Source organism: Agrobacterium sp. CCNWLW32, assembly GCF_037083425.1.
GTDB lineage: Bacteria > Pseudomonadota > Alphaproteobacteria > Rhizobiales > Rhizobiaceae > Agrobacterium > Agrobacterium radiobacter.
The window spans coordinates 478,720-499,744 of record NZ_JBAOJM010000004.1; the positions used below are offsets into that span (position 1 = coordinate 478,720).

15 protein-coding genes are annotated in these 21,025 nt (G+C 60.5%); 3 read left to right on the forward strand and 12 right to left on the reverse strand.

Features of this window, described 5'->3' with window-relative positions:
* Window positions 1-128 precede the first annotated feature (128 nt).
* Window positions 129-803 carry a response regulator transcription factor gene (locus V6R85_RS12665; RefSeq protein ID WP_003506112.1) on the forward strand — a complete coding sequence of 225 codons (675 nt, stop codon included), beginning with the start codon at window positions 129-131 and terminating at the stop codon, window positions 801-803.
* Window positions 800-2,155 carry an ATP-binding protein gene (locus V6R85_RS12670; RefSeq protein WP_175280960.1) on the forward strand — a complete coding sequence of 452 codons (1,356 nt, stop codon included), beginning with the start codon at window positions 800-802 and terminating at the stop codon, window positions 2,153-2,155. The genes V6R85_RS12665 and V6R85_RS12670 overlap by 4 nt, the downstream gene beginning before the upstream one ends.
* An 84-nt stretch (window positions 2,156-2,239) precedes the next feature.
* On the opposite strand, the gene V6R85_RS12675 is transcribed toward V6R85_RS12670, so the two are convergent.
* The 3 genes from V6R85_RS12675 to gltB are packed head-to-tail and all read right to left on the reverse strand — an operon-like array spanning window position 2,240 to window position 8,622.
* Window positions 2,240-3,694, reverse strand: a complete 1,455-nt coding sequence (locus V6R85_RS12675) for a glutamate synthase subunit beta (RefSeq protein WP_080864730.1) — start codon at window positions 3,692-3,694, stop codon at window positions 2,240-2,242.
* A gap of 15 nt (window positions 3,695-3,709) precedes the next feature.
* A complete protein-coding gene (locus V6R85_RS12680; protein WP_162695503.1) occupies window positions 3,710-3,868 on the reverse strand; it encodes a hypothetical protein in 159 nt (52 codons plus the stop codon).
* Between the two features lie 8 nt (window positions 3,869-3,876).
* Complete coding sequence (gene gltB / locus V6R85_RS12685) at window positions 3,877-8,622, reverse strand: glutamate synthase large subunit (RefSeq protein WP_174054855.1); 4,746 nt, start codon at window positions 8,620-8,622, stop codon at window positions 3,877-3,879.
* 369 nt (window positions 8,623-8,991) lie between these two features.
* Here gltB and V6R85_RS12690 point away from each other — a divergent pair, with 369 nt between their 5' ends.
* The gene (locus tag V6R85_RS12690) at window positions 8,992-10,044 is read left to right on the forward strand and encodes a threonine aldolase family protein (protein WP_003506102.1); all 1,053 of its coding nucleotides are present in this window, start codon (window positions 8,992-8,994) and stop codon (window positions 10,042-10,044) included.
* Between the two features lie 31 nt (window positions 10,045-10,075).
* Here V6R85_RS12690 and V6R85_RS12695 read toward each other — a convergent pair whose 3' ends face one another.
* From V6R85_RS12695 to V6R85_RS12735, 9 genes are all read right to left on the reverse strand, one after another.
* A complete protein-coding gene (locus V6R85_RS12695; protein ID WP_107676642.1) occupies window positions 10,076-10,765 on the reverse strand; it encodes a response regulator transcription factor in 690 nt (229 codons plus the stop codon).
* A 48-nt stretch (window positions 10,766-10,813) separates the two neighbouring features.
* On the reverse strand, window positions 10,814-13,516 hold the full coding sequence (locus tag V6R85_RS12700; protein WP_336377067.1) for a sensor histidine kinase KdpD: 2,703 nt from the start codon (window positions 13,514-13,516) through the stop codon (window positions 10,814-10,816).
* A 55-nt stretch (window positions 13,517-13,571) separates the two neighbouring features.
* Complete coding sequence (kdpC, locus tag V6R85_RS12705; protein ID WP_003506097.1) at window positions 13,572-14,138, reverse strand: potassium-transporting ATPase subunit KdpC; 567 nt, start codon at window positions 14,136-14,138, stop codon at window positions 13,572-13,574.
* A 12-nt stretch (window positions 14,139-14,150) separates the two neighbouring features.
* Window positions 14,151-16,235, reverse strand: coding sequence for a potassium-transporting ATPase subunit KdpB (gene kdpB, locus V6R85_RS12710; RefSeq protein ID WP_153315090.1), 2,085 nt, complete (start codon window positions 16,233-16,235; stop codon window positions 14,151-14,153).
* Window positions 16,232-16,444 (reverse strand): hypothetical protein, encoded by a 213-nt coding sequence (locus V6R85_RS12715; RefSeq protein WP_153315088.1) that lies wholly within the window; start codon window positions 16,442-16,444, stop codon window positions 16,232-16,234. Before V6R85_RS12715 ends, kdpB begins: the two co-directional genes overlap by 4 nt.
* A gap of 9 nt (window positions 16,445-16,453) precedes the next feature.
* The gene (gene kdpA, locus V6R85_RS12720; RefSeq protein WP_336377068.1) at window positions 16,454-18,157 is read right to left on the reverse strand and encodes a potassium-transporting ATPase subunit KdpA; all 1,704 of its coding nucleotides are present in this window, start codon (window positions 18,155-18,157) and stop codon (window positions 16,454-16,456) included.
* Window positions 18,158-18,190: 33 nt separating this feature from the next.
* On the reverse strand, window positions 18,191-18,280 hold the full coding sequence (kdpF, locus tag V6R85_RS12725; RefSeq protein WP_003506089.1) for a K(+)-transporting ATPase subunit F: 90 nt from the start codon (window positions 18,278-18,280) through the stop codon (window positions 18,191-18,193).
* A 318-nt stretch (window positions 18,281-18,598) separates the two neighbouring features.
* Complete coding sequence (locus tag V6R85_RS12730; protein WP_003506085.1) at window positions 18,599-19,552, reverse strand: asparaginase; 954 nt, start codon at window positions 19,550-19,552, stop codon at window positions 18,599-18,601.
* Window positions 19,549-21,006 (reverse strand): amino acid permease, encoded by a 1,458-nt coding sequence (locus V6R85_RS12735; protein WP_003506083.1) that lies wholly within the window; start codon window positions 21,004-21,006, stop codon window positions 19,549-19,551. Before V6R85_RS12735 ends, V6R85_RS12730 begins: the two co-directional genes overlap by 4 nt.
* Window positions 21,007-21,025: the final 19 nt, after the last annotated feature.

Below are 21,025 nucleotides of genomic sequence, written 5' to 3' on the forward strand. Positions count from 1 at the left end.
TTTGCATGGCGATGTTTATTTGACGGCGACGCCTCGCTTGTCCGTAGCGTCAGCGGCGCCGTCTTTTTTGCCTTTCGCCCGTCCCCCTTCCTGCCGGAAGGTACGCCGGACAATGCCGAGATGAATTCATGCGCCTGCTGCTTGTTGAAGACGAACGCGAAATGGCAGCAGCCCTGTCCGCCGCGCTCCACCGGTTCGATATTATCGTGGATACCGTCGGCACGCTCGATCTTGCCCGTCACGCCATCATGGATGGTGTTCACGACCTCGTTGTGCTTGATCGGCAATTGCCTGATGGCGATGGCATCCAGCTGATTGAAGATTTGCGCCTCCTGCCCGTCACCCCGCCCGTCATCGTGCTGACGGCGCAGGGTTCACTTGCGGATCGGGTCAATGGCCTCAATCTCGGTGCGGACGATTATCTGGCCAAGCCATTCGCCGTCGAGGAATTGCTTGCCCGCATCCGGGCCCTGATGCGCCGGCCGGCGGGTGCGGTCACGATGACAGCAAAGCTCGGCAGGCTGGAATTCTGCTTCGAAACCCGCGAAGTGCGCATCATGGGTGAATTTCTCCCACTGACAAGACGGGAACTGCTGATCCTCGAAGCCCTGTTGCGGCGGCAGGGCAGAACGGTGTTGCGCTCATTGCTCGAGGACGCTGTCTATAATTTCGATGATGAGATCCAGTCCAATGCGCTCGATTCCCATATTTCCCGCTTGCGCCGCAAACTGGCAGCCGCAAATGCGGGTCTCGAAGTCCACGGCATTCGTGGCGTCGGTTATCTGCTGAGGGCGACCGCATGAAGCCGGCCAAAAGAAAATCCCTCAAACGTCGCCTCACCATTCAATTGCTGCTGTTCCAGATCGGCAGCCTTTTCATCGTTACCGCGGCCATCATCACCTATATGTCGAGTGGCGGTGCGGGCAGCGCACTGCTCAGCCCTGAGGCAGCCCAGATAACCGCCAATGCGATCGTGCGGGATAAGGATAATCGGCTGGTTCTCAGGGAAACACCTGAGTTCATCGACCTGCGCAACGGCGCCTCTGATTTCTGGTTTGTCGCCGTCAGCGAAAAAGGCGAGATCGTTCAGGGCGGGCAGGTGCCTGAGGCCTTCAGCAACATGGATCAACAGCTTAGCGACGTCAGGATCTCGGACGTACGCGACGCAGCGCTTTCCTATTCCTATCTTGCCGTGGTGCGCATCGCCGTCGTTCGTCGCGCCTCCGGCCCAGCGGGAGAATTCGTCATGATCGGCAAGGGCGGCCCGTTCAGCATGACTTTCCCCGTCCTGCTGTTCTCAAACATACTGATCATGCCGGTCCTCATTCTCATGTCCATTGTGACGATCGTCGCCATTCCCTGGCTCATCCGCAGGGAATTTCGCGCCCTTTCCGCCATTGCCCGCACAGCGGAAACCATAGATATCGACAGACGTGGATATCGATTGCCGGATGGCGATATTCCACGAGAGGTGCAACCGCTCGTGCATGCCGTCAACGGCGCGCTGAAACGGCTGGATGACGGCTACGAACGGCACAAGCGCTTCATTCTCGATGCCGCCCATGAATTGCGGACCCCCGTCGCCATTCTCCAGACCCGCGTTGAAACGCTGCTGGACGGCCCGGCCCGAAACAGAATTTTGGCGGATGCCAGCCGCATTGCCGTGCTGGCCGAACAATTGCTGGATCTACAACGTCTCGGCGGGCAGAAGGCACCTCTGGTGCCGCTTGATCTTGTCGGCCTTTGTAGATCGGTCGTCGCCGATATGGCTCCGCTCGCCATATCACAGGGATATGCGCTCTCCTTTGAGCCGGAGGAAGAGCCGATCCTCGCCCTTGCCGACGACGCCTCGTTGCAGCGCGCCCTGATGAACATCGTGCAGAATGCCATCGAACATGGCGGCAATCGCGGAACGATCACGATGAGGGTCGCGGCGAACCGGGTGATCGAGATAGCTGACGAAGGCAATGGCATTCCCGAAGAGGAACGGGAGCTGATTTTCGAGGCCTTCCACCGCCTGCGGCCTAAAGATCGCGGCACCGGGCTCGGGCTCAACCTCGTGCAGGAAATCATGCGCTATCATGGCGGAGAGATTACCATCAGCGATGCTTCCGCCGGTGGCGCCTGCTTCCGTATCACCCTTCCCTATTGCTGAAGAAGAAGCCCTCATTTTCGAAGACAAAAGAAAAGGCCTGTTGCAGACGCAACAGGCCTTTTCCGTTCGTACTACCTTCGGTGCTTAGCGCGGAAGAACGGTCGCCCCCATCAGCGCCTCATCGATCGCGCGTGCGGCCTGACGGCCCTCGCGGATGGCCCAGACCACCAGCGACTGGCCGCGGCGCACGTCACCCGCCGCCCACAGCTTGTCGACCGAGGTCCTGTAATCCGTTTCGTTGGCGACCACGTTGGTGGAGCCACGGCGATCGGTATTCAGCGTCAGCTGGCCTTCCATTTCCTTCAGCACGCTATCGGTGAAGGGACCGGAGAAGCCGATGGCGATGAAGGCGAGATCGGCCTTGATGATGAATTCCGTCCCGGCGATGGGCTTGCGACGATCATCCACCTGACAGCACTTTACGCCAGTCAGAACGCCATCTTCGCCAACGAATTCAAGCGTGGCGACCTGGAACTCGCGAACGGCACCTTCGGCCTGCGAGGACGAGGTGCGCATCTTGGTTGCCCAGAAGGGCCAGACCGCGAGCTTGTCTTCCTTTTCCGGCGGCATCGGGCGGATGTCGAGCTGTGTGACTTTCACTGCACCCTGACGGAAAGCCGTGCCGACGCAGTCAGAGGCCGTATCACCACCGCCAACGACGACGACATGCTTGCCGCCGGCGAGGATCGGATCGGCCGGCCAGCCGATGCTGTCGATGTTTTCGCGGCCAACGCGGCGGTTCTGCTGCACGAGATAGGGCATGGCGTCGTAAACGCCATTGAAATCGGCGCCACCGATGCCGGCCGGGCGCGGGGTTTCCGAACCGCCGCAATAAAGAACCGCATCGTGATCAGCCAGAAGCGCTTCGACCGTTACATCCACGCCGACGTTGACGCCGCAATGGAAGGTAACACCTTCACCCTTGATCTGCTCGACACGGCGGTCGATGAAGTTCTTCTCCATCTTGAAATCCGGAATACCGTAACGCAGCAAACCGCCGGGCTTCGATTCACGCTCGTAAACGTGGACCTCATGACCGGCGCGGCCAAGCTGCTGCGCTGCCGCCATGCCGGAAGGACCGGAACCGATGATGGCGACCTTCTTGCCGGTGTGGATCGTCGCCGGCTTCGGCACGATAAAGCCCAGCTCGTAAGCCTTGTCGGCAATCGCCTGCTCGACGGTCTTGATGGCGACCGGCGCATCCTCGAGGTTCAGCGTGCAGGCTTCCTCGCAGGGTGCCGGACAGACGCGGCCGGTGAATTCCGGGAAGTTGTTGGTGGAATGGAGGTTGCGGATCGCCTCTTCCCAATTGTTGTTATAAACCAGATCGTTCCAGTCGGGGATCTGGTTATGCACGGGACAGCCCGTCGGGCCGTGACAGTAGGGAATGCCGCAATCCATGCAGCGCGCCGCCTGCTTCTGCACCTCGGCATCCGACATCGGAATGGTGAATTCGCGGAAATGGCGGATACGGTCCGATGCGGGCTGATACTTGCCCACCTGCCGGTCGATCTCAAGAAAACCTGTAACCTTGCCCACGTTTATGTCCTCACATCAAAGCGGAGCGCCTGTTGGGCCCCAGTACCAGTAAGCGAAACCGAAAGCCGCCCCCAATACGATGAATTCAAATCCGGTCTCGCCGCTTGTCCAATAGATCACCATGAGAACGGCGACCGCGATCATCAGCGAGACCAGTTGGTGTAGTATCCTCACGCGGCGGATTATTCCGCCGCCACGCCCATGCGCATGCGCTCCATTTCCTCAAGCGCACGACGGTATTCGACCGGCATGACCTTTCGGAATTTCGGACGGAACTCGCTCCAGCGGTCGAGTATATCCTTGGCGCGTGCAGAGTTGGTGTAGTGGAAGTGATTGGAAATCAGCTGGTAGAGCCGCTCCTCGTCGTGACGCGTCATGTCCTCGGATACGTCAACGCGTCCCTTGTGCATGAGGTCGCCACCGTGATGGTGCAGCTTCTCGAGCATGTCGTCCTCTTCCGGAACCGGCTCCAGCTCGACCATGGCCATGTTGCAGCGGGTGGCGAAATCGCCCTTCTCGTCGAGAACGTACGCCACGCCACCGGACATGCCGGCCGCGAAGTTGCGGCCCGTCTCGCCGAGCACCACGACAATACCGCCCGTCATATATTCGCAACCGTGGTCGCCGACACCTTCGACAACCGCGACCGCGCCGGAGTTGCGCACTGCAAAGCGCTCACCCGCAACACCGCGGAAATAGCACTCGCCGGTGATGGCGCCGTAAAGAACGGTGTTTCCGACAATGATCGAGTTTTCCGCGACGATACGGGTGTTTTCCGGCGGGCGCACGATGATGCGGCCACCCGAAAGACCCTTGCCGACATAGTCGTTGCCGTCACCCACCAGATCGAAGGTGATGCCGCGAGCGAGAAACGCGCCGAAGGACTGACCGGCCGTGCCGCGCAGCGTCACGTGGATCGTATCGTCCTTCAGACCCTTATGGCCCCAGCGCTTGGCAAGCGCGCCTGACAGCATGGCACCGGCGGAACGGTCGACGTTCTTGATCGGGACTTCGAAAACGACAGGCTCGCGGTTTTCCAGCGACGGTAGCGACTTCTCGATCAGCTTGCGATCGAGAATATCGTCGATCGGGTGCTTCTGACGCTCGGTCCAGAAGGTTGCCTCCTTGGGAGCCTCTACCTTGTGGAAGATGCGGCTGAAATCCAGACCTTTGGCCTTCCAGTGCGCCAGCATCTCATCCTTTTCGAGGAGTTCGGAAGCGCCGATGATCTCGTCCAGTTTGGTAACGCCAAGCGAGGCGAGGATTTCGCGCACTTCTTCAGCCACGAAGAAGAAGTAGTTGATGACGTGTTCCGGCGTGCCCTTGAAGCGCTTGCGCAGAACAGGATCCTGCGTTGCGACGCCGACGGGGCAGGTGTTCAGATGGCACTTGCGCATCATGATGCAGCCCGCAGCAATCAGCGGCGCGGTGGCAAAGCCGAATTCATCCGCACCAAGCAGCGCGCCGATGATGACGTCGCGGCCGGTCTTCAGACCACCATCCACCTGCAGCGCGATGCGCGAACGAAGGCCGTTCAGCACCAGCGTCTGCTGGGTTTCGGCAAGGCCGATTTCCCAGGGCGAACCGGCATGCTTCAGCGACGTCAGCGGCGAAGCACCGGTGCCGCCATCGAAACCGGCGATGGTGATATGGTCGGCGCGCGCCTTGGCGACACCCGCCGCAACCGTGCCAACGCCCACTTCCGACACCAGCTTCACAGAAACATCTGCTTCCGGGTTGACGTTCTTCAGGTCGTAGATCAGCTGCGCCAGATCTTCGATGGAGTAGATATCGTGGTGTGGCGGCGGCGAAATGAGGCCGACGCCCGGCGTGGAATGACGGGTCTTTGCAACCGTCGCATCCACCTTGTGGCCGGGCAGCTGGCCGCCTTCGCCTGGCTTGGCACCCTGCGCGACCTTGATCTGCAACATGTCGGCATTGACGAGATATTCCGTCGTCACACCAAAGCGGCCGGATGCGATCTGCTTGATGGCGGAACGCTCGGGGTTCGGCTTGCCATTCAGAAGCGGCATGTAACGGTCGGATTCTTCGCCGCCTTCGCCGGTGTTGGACTTGCCGCCGATGCGGTTCATCGCAATCGCAAGCGTGGTATGCGCCTCGCGGCTGATCGAGCCGAAGGACATGGCGCCCGTCGAGAACCGCTTGACGATATCGACCGCCGGTTCGACGTCGTCGATGGAAACCGGCTTGCGGCCGAGCGCTTCCGCCGATTTGACCTTGAACAGGCCGCGAATGGTGTTCATGCGCAGCGCCGTCTCATTCACCATGTCGGCAAATTCACGGTAGCGCTCCTGGCTGTTGCCGCGCACGGCGTGTTGCAGCGAGGCGACGGCATCCGGCGTCCAGGCGTGGCTTTCGCCGCGCATGCGATAGGCATATTCGCCGCCGATATCGAGCGTGTTGGCAAGGATCGGATCCTTGCCGAAAGCCGCCGTGTGGCGCGTTACGGTTTCCTCGGCGATCTCGGTCAGACCCACGCCCTCGATGGAGGTGGCGGTGCCGAAGAAATACTTCTCGACGAATTCCGACGACAGGCCGATGGCGTCGAAAATCTGCGCGCCGCAATAGGACTGGTAGGTGGAAATGCCCATCTTGGACATGACCTTGAGGATGCCCTTACCCACCGCCTTGATGTAGCGATAGACGACTTCGTCGTCCGACACTTCCTTCGGGAAGGCGCCGTGCTTGTGCATGTCGAGCAGCGTGTCGAAGGCGAGGTAGGGGTTGATCGCCTCCGCGCCATAGCCAGCGAGCAGACAGAAATGATGGATTTCGCGCGGTTCACCGGTTTCAACGACGAGGCCGACCGAGGTACGCAGACCCTTGCGGATCAGGTGGTGATGCACGGCAGCCGTCGCCAGCAGCGCGGGGATCGCAATGCGATCCGGGCCGAGCTGGCGGTCGGACAGAACGATGATGTTGTAACCACCGCGAACAGCGGATTCAGCCCGCTCGCACAGGCGGTCGAGCATGTCAGGCATGCCTTCGGCGCCGCGCTCCACATCATAGGTAAAGTCGAGCGTCTTGGTATCGAAACGGTCTTCGGTGTGGCCGATGGAGCGGATCTTTTCCAGATCGCCATTGGTGAGGATCGGCTGGCGCACTTCCAGACGCTTGGCACGGGCCGCACCCTCGTGATCGAGAAGGTTCGGGCGTGGGCCAATGAACGAAACGAGGCTCATCACCAGTTCTTCGCGGATCGGATCGATCGGCGGGTTGGTCACCTGCGCGAAGTTCTGCTTGAAATAGGTGTAAAGCAGCTTGGACTTGTCCGACATGGCCGAAATCGGCGTATCGGTACCCATCGAGCCGATGGCTTCCTGGCCCGTTGTTGCCATCGGCGACATCAGGAGCTTGGTATCTTCGCTGGTGTAACCGAAGGCCTGCTGGCGATCGAGCAACGACACGTCACGCCGCAGCGCCCGGGGCTCCACCGGCTTCAGATCCTCAAGAATGAGCTGGGTACGGTCTAGCCAGGTGCGATAGGGGTGCTTGGCAGCAAGCTCGTGCTTCACATCCTCGTCGGAAATGATCGAGCCCTTTTCCATGTCGATCAGCAGCATCTTGCCCGGCTGCAAGCGCCACTTCTTGATGATGCGTTCCTCCGGCACCGGCAGCGTACCGGCTTCGGATGCCATGATGACGCGGTCGTCGTCGGTGACGAGATAGCGCGCCGGGCGCAAACCGTTACGGTCGAGGGTTGCGCCGATCTGCTTGCCGTCGGTGAAGGCAACGGCGGCCGGGCCGTCCCACGGCTCCATAAGCGCGGCATGATATTCGTAGAAAGCCTTGCGTTCAGCCGACATGGACAGGTTGCCCGACCAGGCTTCCGGGATCAGCATCATCACGGCGTGGGCCATGGAGTAACCGCCGCGCACGAGGAATTCGAGCGCGTTGTCGAAGCAGGCGGTGTCCGACTGGCCTTCATAGGAAATCGGCCAGAGCTTGGAGATATCGTCACCGAACAGCGCCGACGAAACAGACGCCTGACGCGCCGCCATCCAGTTGACGTTGCCGCGCAGCGTGTTGATCTCGCCGTTATGGGCGACCATGCGATAGGGATGCGCGAGCTTCCAGGACGGGAAGGTGTTGGTGGAGAAACGCTGGTGCACCAGCGCAACCGCGGATTCGAAACGCGGGTCCGCCAGATCCTTGTAATAGGCGCCAACCTGATAGGCGAGGAACATGCCCTTGTAGACGATAGTCGAGGAGGAGAGCGACACGGGATAGAAATCCTGCGTTTCCTTGCCGCCGCCCTCATCATAGATGCGGTTGGAGAGAACCTTGCGGATCAGGAACAGCTTGCGCTCGAAATCAGCATTGGTGGCAGCGTCGCGCCCGGCACCAATGAAGACCTGAACATGGTGCGGTTCGGTCGCTGCGATATCCGGCGCCTTGGAGAGCGAGGAATTATCGACAGGCACATCACGGAAGCCAAGGAACTGCTGCTCCTCCTCACCGATGACGTCAACGATCACCTTCTTGTAGTGCTCGATGCGGGAAGGATCGCGCGGCATGAAGATGTGACCGACAGCATATTCGCCAGCCTTTGGCAACGTCACGCCCTGCCCGGCCATTTCCTCGCGGAAGAAACGATCGGGAATCTGCACTAGAATGCCCGCACCATCGCCCATCAGCGGGTCGGCACCGACGGCACCACGATGCGTCAGGTTTTCGAGAATGAACAGGCCGTCCTTGACGATCTGGTGCGACTTGACGCCCTTCATATGGGCAACGAAGCCGACGCCGCAGGCATCATGTTCATTGGCGGGATCGTAAAGACCCTGCCTTTCCGGCAAGCCGCCCGCGAAACGCGCTTTCGCAGAAACGGGTGCGGCCGCAGCCGCGGTGGGACAGTCTGTGGTCAGGGTTGCGGCGGCGATGTCGGCCTGCGGCTTGTTCGTCATTTTTGTCCCTCCTGCAAAATTACTTGCATGGTTTCATGCGAAGATCCGGCTCGACACGAATTTTCGCTTCCCGCAAAACCCGTATTCAACCCGGCTCGATCAAATTTAGGACAGCAAAGCTGTCTCAATTCACGAGGATTTTGACAGAAACGGGCGAATTTTGCAAGGGTGCGAATCCAATTAGTGAAAGCCCCATTTTGCAGCGAAGTTTCGATACTGACCTATTGTGCGAAACTTTCTTGTCGCAAAGCAGCCCGGCCCGTTGCTTTCATTACCGGATTTGCCAATCTCAATGTTCCGACCTAGAACTTTCCCGTTATCGCTTCGAACAGCCCGAACAGAACCTCAGCTATCGGAAAGCCTTCAGAGATGTTTTTTGCTTCAGACAATTGGGCTGGCGCCCATCCGGCCGTCAACGAACGGCTTTCGCGGGAATCCACACGCTTTGCCGCAGCTTATGGCACCAGCGAACTCGATCTCTCCATCGAAAAACGCTTCAACGAGATTTTCGAACGCGAAGTCGCGGTATTTTTCGTCGCGACCGGCACGGCGGCCAATTCGCTTTCGCTGGCCAGCATTGCCCGCGCTGGCGGCCTGACCTTCTGTCATTCCGAAGCGCATGTGATCGAGGACGAGTGCGGCGCGCCAGATTTCTTTTCCGGCATGCGCATGGTGGCAGTCGAGGGACCGAACGGCAAGATGCTGCCGGAAAACCTGATCGAACGCATTGCCCGTTATCCGCAGGATGCCGTGCACCACGGCCGCGCCGCGGCCATCACCATGACGCAGGCAACCGAAGCCGGCACCGTCTATACGCTCGATGAAATCGACGCCATCGCCAAAATCGCAAAAGACAACGGCCTGCCGCTACACATGGACGGCGCGCGTTTCGCCAATGCGCTTTCCGCACTCGGCACCACGCCCGCCGAAATGACGTGGAAACGCGGCGTCGACGTCCTGTCTTTCGGCGGCACGAAAAACGGCTGCTGGTGCGCGGAGGCAATCGTCTTCTTCGATCCCTCGCTCGCCCGAGACTTTTCCTTCCTGCGCAAACGCACCGCCCAGCTTTTTTCGAAATCACGCTTCATTGCCGCACAATTCGAGGCCTATCTGCAGGACGACCTGTGGCTCGGTCTCGCCGGCCACGCCAATGCCATGGCCAACCGGCTCCGCGCCGGTTTCGCTTCGCTAAACAGCGCCCGCCTTGCCTGGCCGACCACGGCGAACGAAGTTTTCGCTATTCTGCCGAAGGCCGCCGCCGAAGCTGCCACGGCAAAGGGTGCGAAGTTCTATGACTGGCTGGAACCGCGCGACATGCCGGAAGAAGTCGGCAAGGACGAGGTGCTCATCCGCATGGTCACCAGCTTCGCGACAACTGAGGCCGATGTGGACGAATTCCTGTCGATCTGCGCTGCCGTCTGACAAATATCGGAGGGCGCTCATAACCGCGCCCTCACACCTCCTGTAACCGGTAACCGACACCGGTTTCCGTCAGGATATAACGCGGCTGATCCGGAATTTTTTCGATCTTCTGGCGAAGCTGGCGCACATAAACCCGCAAATATTGCACGTCGGTCAGTTCGTCCCACACATGCTCCAGCAGGAAACGGTGGGTCAGAACCTTGCCGGCATGCTGCACGAGAACCCGCAGGATGTCATATTCCTTCGGCGAGAGCTTCACCTCCCGGTCCTCCACCCGGACGATGCGTCTGACCAGATCGACGGAGAGGTCGCCGGTCTGAAACACCGGCCTCTCTCCCTGGCTTTGCAGACGATGGCGCAGAGCGACGCGGATACGGGCGACGAGTTCGTTCATGCCGAAAGGCTTGGTGATATAGTCATCCGCCCCCAGTTCCAGCGCCTTGACGATACCCGCCTCATCCGTGCGGCTGGAGAGAATGATAACCGGCAGCGTCAGGCCCTCGCCGCGCCATTTCGCCAAGAGATCATGCCCCGACATGTCCGGTAGGCCGAGATCGAGAACGACGAGATCGGGCTTGTCCTCACTGACCAGCTCCATGGCGACCTTCGCATTCATCGCTTCGCTCACCGAATATCCCTGAGTCGACAGCCCCACGCGCAAAAGCTTGCGGATCGGCGGTTCGTCGTCGATGATCAGAATACGAACGGCGGAATTGGTCATTCCCGATCTCCTTCAGCGGCATAGCCGCTTGTCGCCGGCAATCGTGCCTTAATCATGATCTATCACAGGCGCATCGGCAGGAACCGGCAGACTGACGGTAAACTGCGCACCGGTGCGACCCGGCCTGTTTTCCGCGCGGATCGACCCGCCCATGGCCTCGATAAACCCCTTGCAGATGGACAGTCCGAGACCCGTTCCGGCCTGCACATGGTCCGCCTTGCGCACCCGGTAGAAACTGTCAAACACCCGCTCGGTATCATCGGGTGGAATACCCGGCCCCGCATCAGCAACGGACAGGAAGATATTCTTGCCATGTCGCCAGCCGCGAATCTCGATGGTCGTATGTTCGGGAGCGTATTTGGCGGCATTGTCGATGAGATTGAACAGAACCTGTTCGAAAAGCACGGGATCGACCTTCAGCATCGGCAGGTCGGATGGAATATCCAGAACGATCTCATGCCTGACGACGATTTTAGCTGCGCGCGACAGCGCTGTTCCAACCATATCGCCCAGGAAATGCAGACCATAGTTCGGCTCCATCGCGCCCGAACCGATCCGCGTCATATCAAGAAGATTAGAGATGAAACGGTTCAGCCGCTCGGATTCCTCGACAATCGTTGAAAGCAGTTCGGCACGCGCATCCGGCGGGATGTCCTCGGCGAAATCCTTCAGTGTTCCGGCCGAACCCAGGATGGCCGCAAGCGGCGTCTTGAGATCATGGGAAATGGATGTCAGCAGCGCGGTGCGCAGCCGGTCGGTTTCCGCAGCAAGCCTTGCCCGGTCGACGTCAGAGACGAGCTGAATCCGCTCGATGGCGAGTGCCGCCTGATCGGCCAATGCGTCAAACAGCCGTTGCTGCTCCGGCGTCAGAAGCGGGCCGAGCCGGTCATCGTCCAGCCCCACCACGCCGACGGCGCCACTGCCAGTGCGCAAGGGCAGATAAAGACGTTTGGCGCCGGGAAGCGTATCTGCGCCCCTGCCCGCAGCCTTGTTGTGTTCCCAGGCCCACTGGGCTGCAGCAATATCGGCATCGACAAGCGTATCATCAGGCGGATATCCCGCCTTGACCGCTATCGTATTGTTTTCCGGCAGAAGCAGAACGATCCGAACCTTCAGCATCGAGGCCATCTGGAAAGCGGCTGCCCACAACACGTCGTCCAGCGTTCCGGTCACCGAAAGCTTCTTGGAGAACAGATACAAATCTTCCGTCGTTCGCGCCCTTGCCCGCGCGGAGGCCGCCTGCCGCTGCACCGCGACGGTGAGGTTGGAGGCGACGAGCGCCACGCCGAAATAAAACAAAAGAGCGACAAGGCTGTCTGGAGAACTGACCGTCAGCGTGTAACGGGGCTCCAGAAAGAAGAAGTTGAAGGCGACCGCGCCAAGCAGCGAAGCATAAAGCGCCGGGCCCAAACCGCCGCGCACGGCGGCCGCCAGAACGGCCATCAGGAAAACAAGCGCGAGGTTCTGCACATCGAGCGTCTGATCGAGCACGATGCCGACCACGATCGCCAGCCCGACAAACAGGGTGCTGTTGAGATAGGACCGGAAGGACTGGCGTGACCGCGCCGGTGCGGGCTTTACGGCTTGACCCTGCTTTTCTTCCCTCTTGTCGCCGGAAATGACATGCACGCTGATATCGCCCGCGTGGTCGATCAGATCATGCGTTAGCGAACGCTGGAAAATTCGCTGCCACCAGGATTTTCGCGAGCGGCCGATGATGATGTGCGTGAAATTATTGGCATTGGCGTAGGAGATGATCTCACGGGTCAGGTCCAGTGCCGGCAGGGTCACCGTCTCGCCGCCAAGCTGCTGCGCGAGCCGCATCGTGCCCGCCAGCCGGTCTTTTTCCGCCTCCGACAATTGTTGCGAACGCGGCGTATCGAGATGCAGCGCCGTCCAGGGTGCACGCAGGCGATCCGCCTGTCGGCGGGCGTAACGCACCAGCCCCGGACCATTGCCGCCATGGTCGAGACAGACCAGAACCCTGTCTCCCGCCGCCCAGGGGCCGGAAATGGCATGGGACTGCATGTGGTTGAGCAATTGCTCATCCACCCGTTGGGCAGTGCGCCGGAGGGCAAGCTCTCGCAGGGCCGTCAGGTTACCGCGCGAAAAATAATTCTCGATGGCGCGCCGGGCGGTGCGGGGCAGGTACACCTTGCCATCCTGCAGGCGTTTGATCAGATCGTCAGGGGTAATATCGATGATTTCGACATCGTCGGCCCGGTCGATGATGCTGTCAGGCACCGTTTCACGAACACGGATGCGGGTGATCTGCGCAACGATGTCGTTCAGGCTTTCGACATGCTGGATATTCAGCGTCGTATAGACGTTGATGCCCTGCGCCAGAATCTCCTGAACATCCATGTAACGCTTGGGATGGCGGCTGCCGGTGGCATTGGTGTGAGCCAGTTCATCGACCAGAACCAGAGCGGGACGACGGGCCAGAATAGCATCGAGATCCATCTCCTCCAGCACCTGACCCCGATAATCGATGCGACGGCGGTGGATGATCTCGAAACCCTGCACCAGCGTTTCGGTTTCCCGGCGGCCATGGGTTTCAACGACGCCGATGACGGCATCCACACCATCCGCCAGCTTCGCCCGGCCGGACATCAGCATTTCATAGGTCTTGCCGACGCCGGGCGCTGCGCCCAGAAAAATCTTCAACCGGCCCCGCGCCTCGCGCCGGGCGTTTTCCAGCAGCGCATCGGGCGATGGTCGGCTCGGCATATCACGATTGTCGTCAGGCATTTAACCCACCAGTGGTCGAGGCTATGGCTTGCGAACAAGCCATAGCCATTTCAATTCATGAGCCGGCTGCGTCAAGGGCCATGTTGAGTGCCAGCACATTCACGACAGGCTCTCCCATGAAGCCGAGTTCCGGTCCTTCGACATGGCGCTCGATGATGCTACGCAGGGACGCCTCATCCATGCCCCTCGCCTTGGCCACGCGGGGAACCTGAAAATAGGCGGATTCAGGCGAAACATGTGGATCAAGGCCGCTGCCCGAAGCCGTTACCAGATCGGCGGGAACCTCGGCCTCCGGATTTTCGGCTTTTGCGGCCTCGTAATCCTGTTTCACCCGGTCGATGAGCTTGGCGCTCGTCGGCCCGAGATTGGAGCCGGAAGACGAAGCGGCATTATAACCATCGCCGGCAGCGGACGGCCTTCCGTGGAAATATTTCTCACCGGTGAAGGCCTGCCCTATCAATTGCGAACCCACCACGGCACCACCTTTTTCTACCAGGCTGCCATTTGCCTGAAAGGGGAAGATCGCCTGCGCGAGACCTGTCATGCCCAAGGGATAGGCAAGGCCGGTGATGGCGGTGGTGGCGAGGATGAGCACCAGTGCGGGACGAAGCTGTTTAAACATTGTCTTTACTCCTCAGGCGAGACCGAGCGCCGTAATAGCGAGGTCAATGGCCTTGATGCCGATGAAGGGAACGATGATGCCGCCGAGGCCATAGATGACCAGATTGCGCGACAGCAGCGCGCCGGCGCCAATCGGACGATATTTAACGCCCTTCAGCGACAGGGGGATCAGCGCGATGATGATGAGCGCGTTGAAGATGATGGCTGACAGGATGGCGCTCTGGGGTGTCGAAAGCCCCATCACGTTCAGAACGCCAAGCTGCGGATAGAGCGCCAGGAACATTGCCGGGATGATGGCGAAATATTTGGCGATGTCGTTGGCAATGGAGAACGTCGTCAGCGCACCGCGCGTCATCAGCAATTGCTTGCCGATTTCGACGATCTCTATGAGCTTGGTCGGATCGCTGTCGAGATCGACCATATTGCCGGCCTCACGGGCCGCAACCGTGCCGGTGTTCATGGCAACGCCGACATCGGCCTGGGCCAGCGCGGGAGCGTCATTGGTGCCGTCGCCGCACATCGCGACAAGCTTGCCCTTAGCCTGTTCCTCGCGGATCAGATCCAGCTTGTTTTCCGGTGTCGCCTGGGCGAGGAAATCATCGACGCCTGCTTCCGCCGCTATTGCCGCGGCCGTCATGGGATTATCGCCGGTGATCATGACGGTGCGGATGCCCATGCGACGAAGCTCCGCAAAACGCTCGCGAATGCCGCCCTTGACGATGTCCTTCAGCTGCACAACGCCGAGCAGTTTGCCATCGCGAACGACGGCGAGCGGCGTGCCGCCGGTCTTGGCGATCTCTTCGGCAATTGTCCGGATGCCGCGCGTGGCGTCCGTTTCAGTTTTAACGGCAAGCGCCACATTGCCCTGTTGCGGAGCGCCGCCATCAACATAGGCAAGAACGGCGTCGACCGCGCCCTTGCGAATGGAAGCACCTTCGAAATCGACACCGCTCATGCGGGTCTGGGCGGTGAAAGGTACGAAATTCGCATGGAGTTTCTGCATGTCGCGGGCGCGGATACCGTATTTTTCCTTGGCCAGAACCACGATCGAGCGGCCTTCCGGCGTTTCGTCGGCAAGGGAGGCAAGCTGCGCCGCATCGGCCAGTTCCTGCTCGGAAACGCCGGCAACGGGACGAAACTCGGTCGCCTGACGGTTGCCAAGGGTGATGGTGCCGGTCTTGTCGAGCAGCAGCGTATCCACATCGCCGGCCGCCTCGACGGCGCGGCCGGACATGGCCAGCACATTGAAACGCACCAGCCTGTCCATGCCGGCGATGCCGATGGCGGACAGAAGCGCACCGATGGTGGTCGGGATGAGCGTCACGAACAGTGCCACCAGCACGATAATCGGGATCGAACCTCCGGCATAGGCCGCGAAACTCGGAATGGTGGCTGTGGCCAGAACGAAGATCAGCGTCATGCCGGCCAGCAGGATATTGAGCGCGATCTCGTTCGGCGTCTTCTGGCGTTCCGCGCCTTCGACGAGCGAAATCATCCGGTCGAGAAAGGTGGAACCGGCAGCGGCAGTGATGCGAACCCTGATCCAGTCCGACAGCACCTGCGTGCCGCCGGTAACCGCCGAGCGGTCGCCACCGGATTCGCGGATGACGGGGGCGGATTCGCCAGTGATGGCCGCCTCGTTGACGGAGGCGACACCTTCGATGACCTCACCGTCGGAGGGGATGATATCGCCCGCCTCGACGAGAACGATATCGTTCACCTTCAGGCTGGTGCCCGCCACCATTTTATATTGGCTGCGGTCATCGCCGGTCAGCAGTTTCGCCTGGGTCTCCGTGCGGGTCCGGCGCAACGAATCCGCCTGCGCCTTGCCGCGCCCTTCGGCGACGGCTTCCGCGAAATTGGCGAACAACACGGTGAACCAGAGCCAGAGATTGATCTGGAAGGAAAAGCCGAGATTGGCGCCACCGGTGATGAGATCGCGGATGAACAGCACTGTCGTCAGCACCGACACTGTCGCCACCACGAACATGACCGGGTTGCGCGCCAATGTGCGCGGGTTGAGCTTTTTGAATGCGGCGGCAATGGCCGGCACGAGAATGCGAGAATCAAGGATGCTCGCTTGTTTGGACTGGCTCATGAAGAGGCTCCAGCGTTTGAAACAGGGCGACCGATAAGGATCGATAAGCCCGTGATAACTTCGAGAGCGACGACGGCGGCGAACAGAGCCGCCATCATCGCAAGAATGAGATTGGAGGCGCACCAGCCGCCGGGCGTGGCGCTCCCCTTGCCGGGAGCGCCCTTGCGGGCGGAGACGATGCGGTTACTTCGGGACTTTTCGTCATTCATGGCATCACCTCAGAAGAGCTGGCCCGCCGCCATGACAAGATGTTCAGCAACGGGGCCGAGCGCGAGCGCTGGCAGGAAGGTGAGACCACCGACAATCAGGATCGTGCCGGCAAGCAGGCCGACGAAGAGCGGACCATCCGTCGGGAAGGTGCCGGCTGAGGCCGGGACGGTCTTCTTGGCGACCAGCGAACCGGCAATGGCAAGCGCCGGAATGATCACCAGAAAACGACCCATCAGCATGCCAAGGCCAAGCGTGATGTTGTACCAGGTGGTATTGCCCGTCAGCCCGCCGAAGGCGGAGCCGTTATTGGCGGCCGCGGAGGTATAGGCATAGAGGATTTCGGAGAAGCCGTGCGGTCCCGCCGTACCGATCGACGCCACGGCCGAGGGAAGGACGGTGGCCGTTGCCGTGAAAGCCAGCATGGCGAGCGGCAGGCAGAGAATGGCCAGAACCGCCATTTTCATTTCCTTGGCCTCGATCTTCTTGCCGAGATATTCCGGCGTGCGTCCGACCATCAGACCCGCCACGAAGATGGCGATGACGATGAAGAGCAGGATGCCGTAAAAGCCCGCGCCGACACCGCCGACGATCACCTCACCCAACTGCATGTTGATGAGGGGAACAAGACCGCCCAGCGCCGTGAAGCTGCCATGCATGGCATTGACCGCGCCGCAGGACGCAGCGGTGGTGATGACCGCGAAGAGCGACGAGAGCGCCACGCCGAAACGGACTTCCTTGCCTTCCATATTGCCGCCAGCAAGGCCGAAGCTGTGCATCAGCGGATTTCCGGCCGCTTCCGCCCAATAGGTAACGGCGACGCCGGCGATGAACAGAACGCCCATGGCGGCGAGGATCGCCCAGCCCTGGCGCTGGTTGCCAACCATGCGGCCGAAAACATTGGTGAAGGCGGCGCCGATCGCGAAGATCGACACCATCTGGATCATGTTGGAAATGGCGTCGGGGTTTTCAAAGGGATGCGCGGAATTGGCGTTGAAGAAACCACCGCCATTGGTGCCCAGCATCTTGATCGCCAGCTGCGACGCCACGGGACCGACGGCAATCGTCTGCTGCACGCCTTCCAGCGTCTGCGCATTCACATAGGCGCCAAGGGTCTGCGGCACGCCGAGCCACACATAGATGAGGGTCAGCACGATGCAGAGGGGCAAAAGCACGTAGAGCGTTGAGCGGACCATATCCACCCAGAAATTGCCGATCGCCTTGCCGGAGGCGCGTGAAAAAGCGCGGATGAGGCCGATGGCGATTGCCATGCCTGTCGCCGCGGAAACGAAGTTCTGCACGGTGAGACCGGCCATCTGGGTCAGATAGGACAGCGTGCTTTCGCCGCCATAATTCTGCCAGTTGGTGTTGGTGACGAAGCTGACCGCCGTATTGAAGGAGAGTTCCGGCCCAACCGCCGCCATTCCCTGCGGATTATAAAGCAGCACGGCCTGAAAACGCATCAGGGCATAGAGCAGGGCAAAACCGAGGAGGTTGAAGAGAAGCATGGAGAAGGCATAGGTCGTCCAGTGCTGCTCCTCGCGCTCGCTTGTCCCGGCAAGGGCATAAAGGCCGCGCTCGACGGGTGCGAGAACCGGCGACAACAGGGTGCGTTCGCCATTAAAAACACGCGCCATATAGAAGCCGAGCGGCTTCACCAGCGCAAAAATGATCCCGCAGAAAAGCAGGACCTGAAACCATCCATTGAGGGTCATGGTATTGAACTTTCAATAGCCGTCGTTTCCCGATCAGAAACGTTCGGGGCGAATGAGAGCATAGGTGAGATAGGCGGCGATAAAGACCGTGACGGCGCCGCTCAAGATATAGTCGAATGTCATCGCAGCCTCCCGTCTAAAGCCGGTCGCAGGCGCGCGTATAGGCAAAGCAGAGGGCGAAAAACACCGTGGCTGCACCGATCAGAACAACATCCATCATCGATGGGACTCCTTTTTATTCGAGGAGCCGGACAGGAAGAAAAGCGCCGTCATGTGGGACGTCGCTTTTCAATCTTTCTGGCTGAGAAGGGAACACCATCCCTTCCCGCACAGAAGAATGCACCCGAACCGCATAAAGGTTCGAGACGGCCACAGAGGCAATAAAATAGGAATCCTATAGGAATTTCGACGCCCGCCGGTCGCGGACATCGCTGCCGCTACTTAAGAGAGCGGGCTGTCGCTGAAAGCGGACATGATGGTTTCCGCCGGACTTTTATCGGCCAGCAGCGCGGCCAGCAAAATGCGGGCCTGTCCCGGACGAAGCGTGGATGAATGTACGGCGCCCGCCGCGACAAGATCATGCCCGCCGCCGCCGCCGCCGTAACTTGCCACGAGCCGCCCTTCGGGCACGCGGCTGGAAACGATGACGGGAACGTTGCGTTCGGCGCAGCGCTTCACGGCTTCGGCGATACGCGGATTGGCGTTGCCGGAACCAAGCGCCGCAAGAACGATACCTTTCGCGCCCGCCTGCAGGCTTGCATCAATATGGGTGGCATCACAGCCGGGATGAATGGCGACGATATCGACGCGCTGATCGGTTACCGGGGCGGCAAGCCGCAGCGTTGCGGCAGCAGCCAGCGGCCGGGCCGAGCGGAAGGCGTCCGCCTCGTCCGCGCTCAGCTTGTAAAGCCCCCAGGCAGGCAGACAGCGGCCGCCGAAGGAGAGAAGCACGCCCTTCCCGGCATTCGCCTGATCGAGCGCTGTTTCTATGGCCCGGGCCAGATTGGCCGGCCCGTCCGCGTCCTTATGGTCTGCCGTAAACTGCGCGCCGGTGAAGACCACCGGCTTTGTGATGGCCTGCTGCAAATGCACGAGCAGCGAGGATTCTTCCATGGCGTCGGTGCCATGCAGAACCACGATGCCGGCAACGGCGGGATCATCAAGCTCTGCCCCCACCGCATCGCTGATGCGCTGCATGTCTGCCAATGTCAGGCTGGAGGAATCCTTCGCCATCAGATCGACCGGCTTCAGCCGGGCGCTGATTTGCGGAACCAGCGTCAGCAGGTCCTCACCCGAAAGGCTGGGCGTGCTGACGCCATCGGCGCTACGCCGGCTGGCGATGGTGCCGCCGGTGGCGATGACCGCCACCAGAGGCGTTGCGCCCTGCCCGCTCAATGCGACGCTCCTGCACCGGCACGCTCGGCCGCCAGACGGTGGATGCGCTCACGCAAGAGATACCAGCCAATGACGAGCGCCGGGATGATGACGAGCAGCGAGGCGATGGTCCAGGAGCCGACGGGATAGTCGAAGGCCATCAGAACCAGCACGCCGAACAGGAAGATGAGCGTGAGAATGCCGGTGTAGGGCGCGCCGAACATGCGGAAATCCGGACGTGCAAGCTCGCCACGCCTGGAAAGCTGCCAGAGCTTCAGCTGGCAAAGCACGATGACCGCCCATGCGCAGATGATGCCGAGCGCCGACAGGTTGAGCGCGATTTCGAAAGCGGCGGAGGGAACGACCGCATTCAGGGCCACGCCGAGAACGGTGACGACGGCCGTGACCGCAATGCCGCCATAGGGCACGCCATTCTTGTTCATCTTCGCCAGCGCCGCCGGAGCAGAGCCGGAAACCGCCATGGAATGCAGGATGCGGCCGGTGGAATAAAGACCGGCATTGAGCGAGGACAGCACGGCGGTCAGAACGACGAGGTTCATGATCACATCGGCACCCTCAACGCCGATGGAACCGAAGAAGGTGACGAACGGGCTCTCGCCGGCCTTGTAAGCGGTGTAGGGCAAAAGCAGCGTGAACAGCAGTACCGAGCCGACATAAAACACGACGAGACGCAGGACCACGGCGCGGATGGCGCGCGGCATGACCTTGCGCGGGTCCTCAGTTTCGCCCGCCGCCGTGCCGATCAGCTCAATCGAGGCATAGGCGAACACCACGCCCTGTATGATGACGAAGGCTGGAAGAATGCCATTCGGGAAGAAGCCGCCATTATCCGTAATGAGGCTGAAGCCGGTAACGTGGCCTTCGATGGGTGTGCCGAAAATGACGAAATAGACGCCAACGACGAGGAAAATGGCAAGCGCGAGCACCTTGATCAGGCTGAACCAGAATTCCAGCTCGCCGAAGACCTTCACCGACAGCATGTTCATCGCCAGCACGACGACCAGTGCCGTCATCGCGAACACCCACTGATCGATACCCGCCAGCCACGGCACGTATTGCTTGAAGAAATTCATGTAGAGGGCGACGGCGGTCACATCGGCCACAGAGGTCATGGCCCAGTTCAGCCAATACATCCAGCCGGCCGCGAAGGCCATCTTCTCGCCGTAGAACTCGCGGGCGTAGGAGACGAAGGAACCGGAACTCGGGCGATGCATGATAAGCTCGCCTAGCGCGCGCAGCACCAGAAATGCAAAGAAACCGCAGAGCGCGTAAACGAAAACCAGCGCCGGACCGGCCTGCGCTAGACGCCCGCCCGCACCCAGAAAGAGGCCCGTGCCGATAGCGCCGCCGATGGCGATCATCTGGATCTGGCGCGGCTTCAAGGCCTTATGGTAACCGAGGTCCTCTTCGATGAAGACCTCACGTTCGGCGGGTGCCGTTTTTCCAGAATGCATGGATTTATCCTCCCGATAA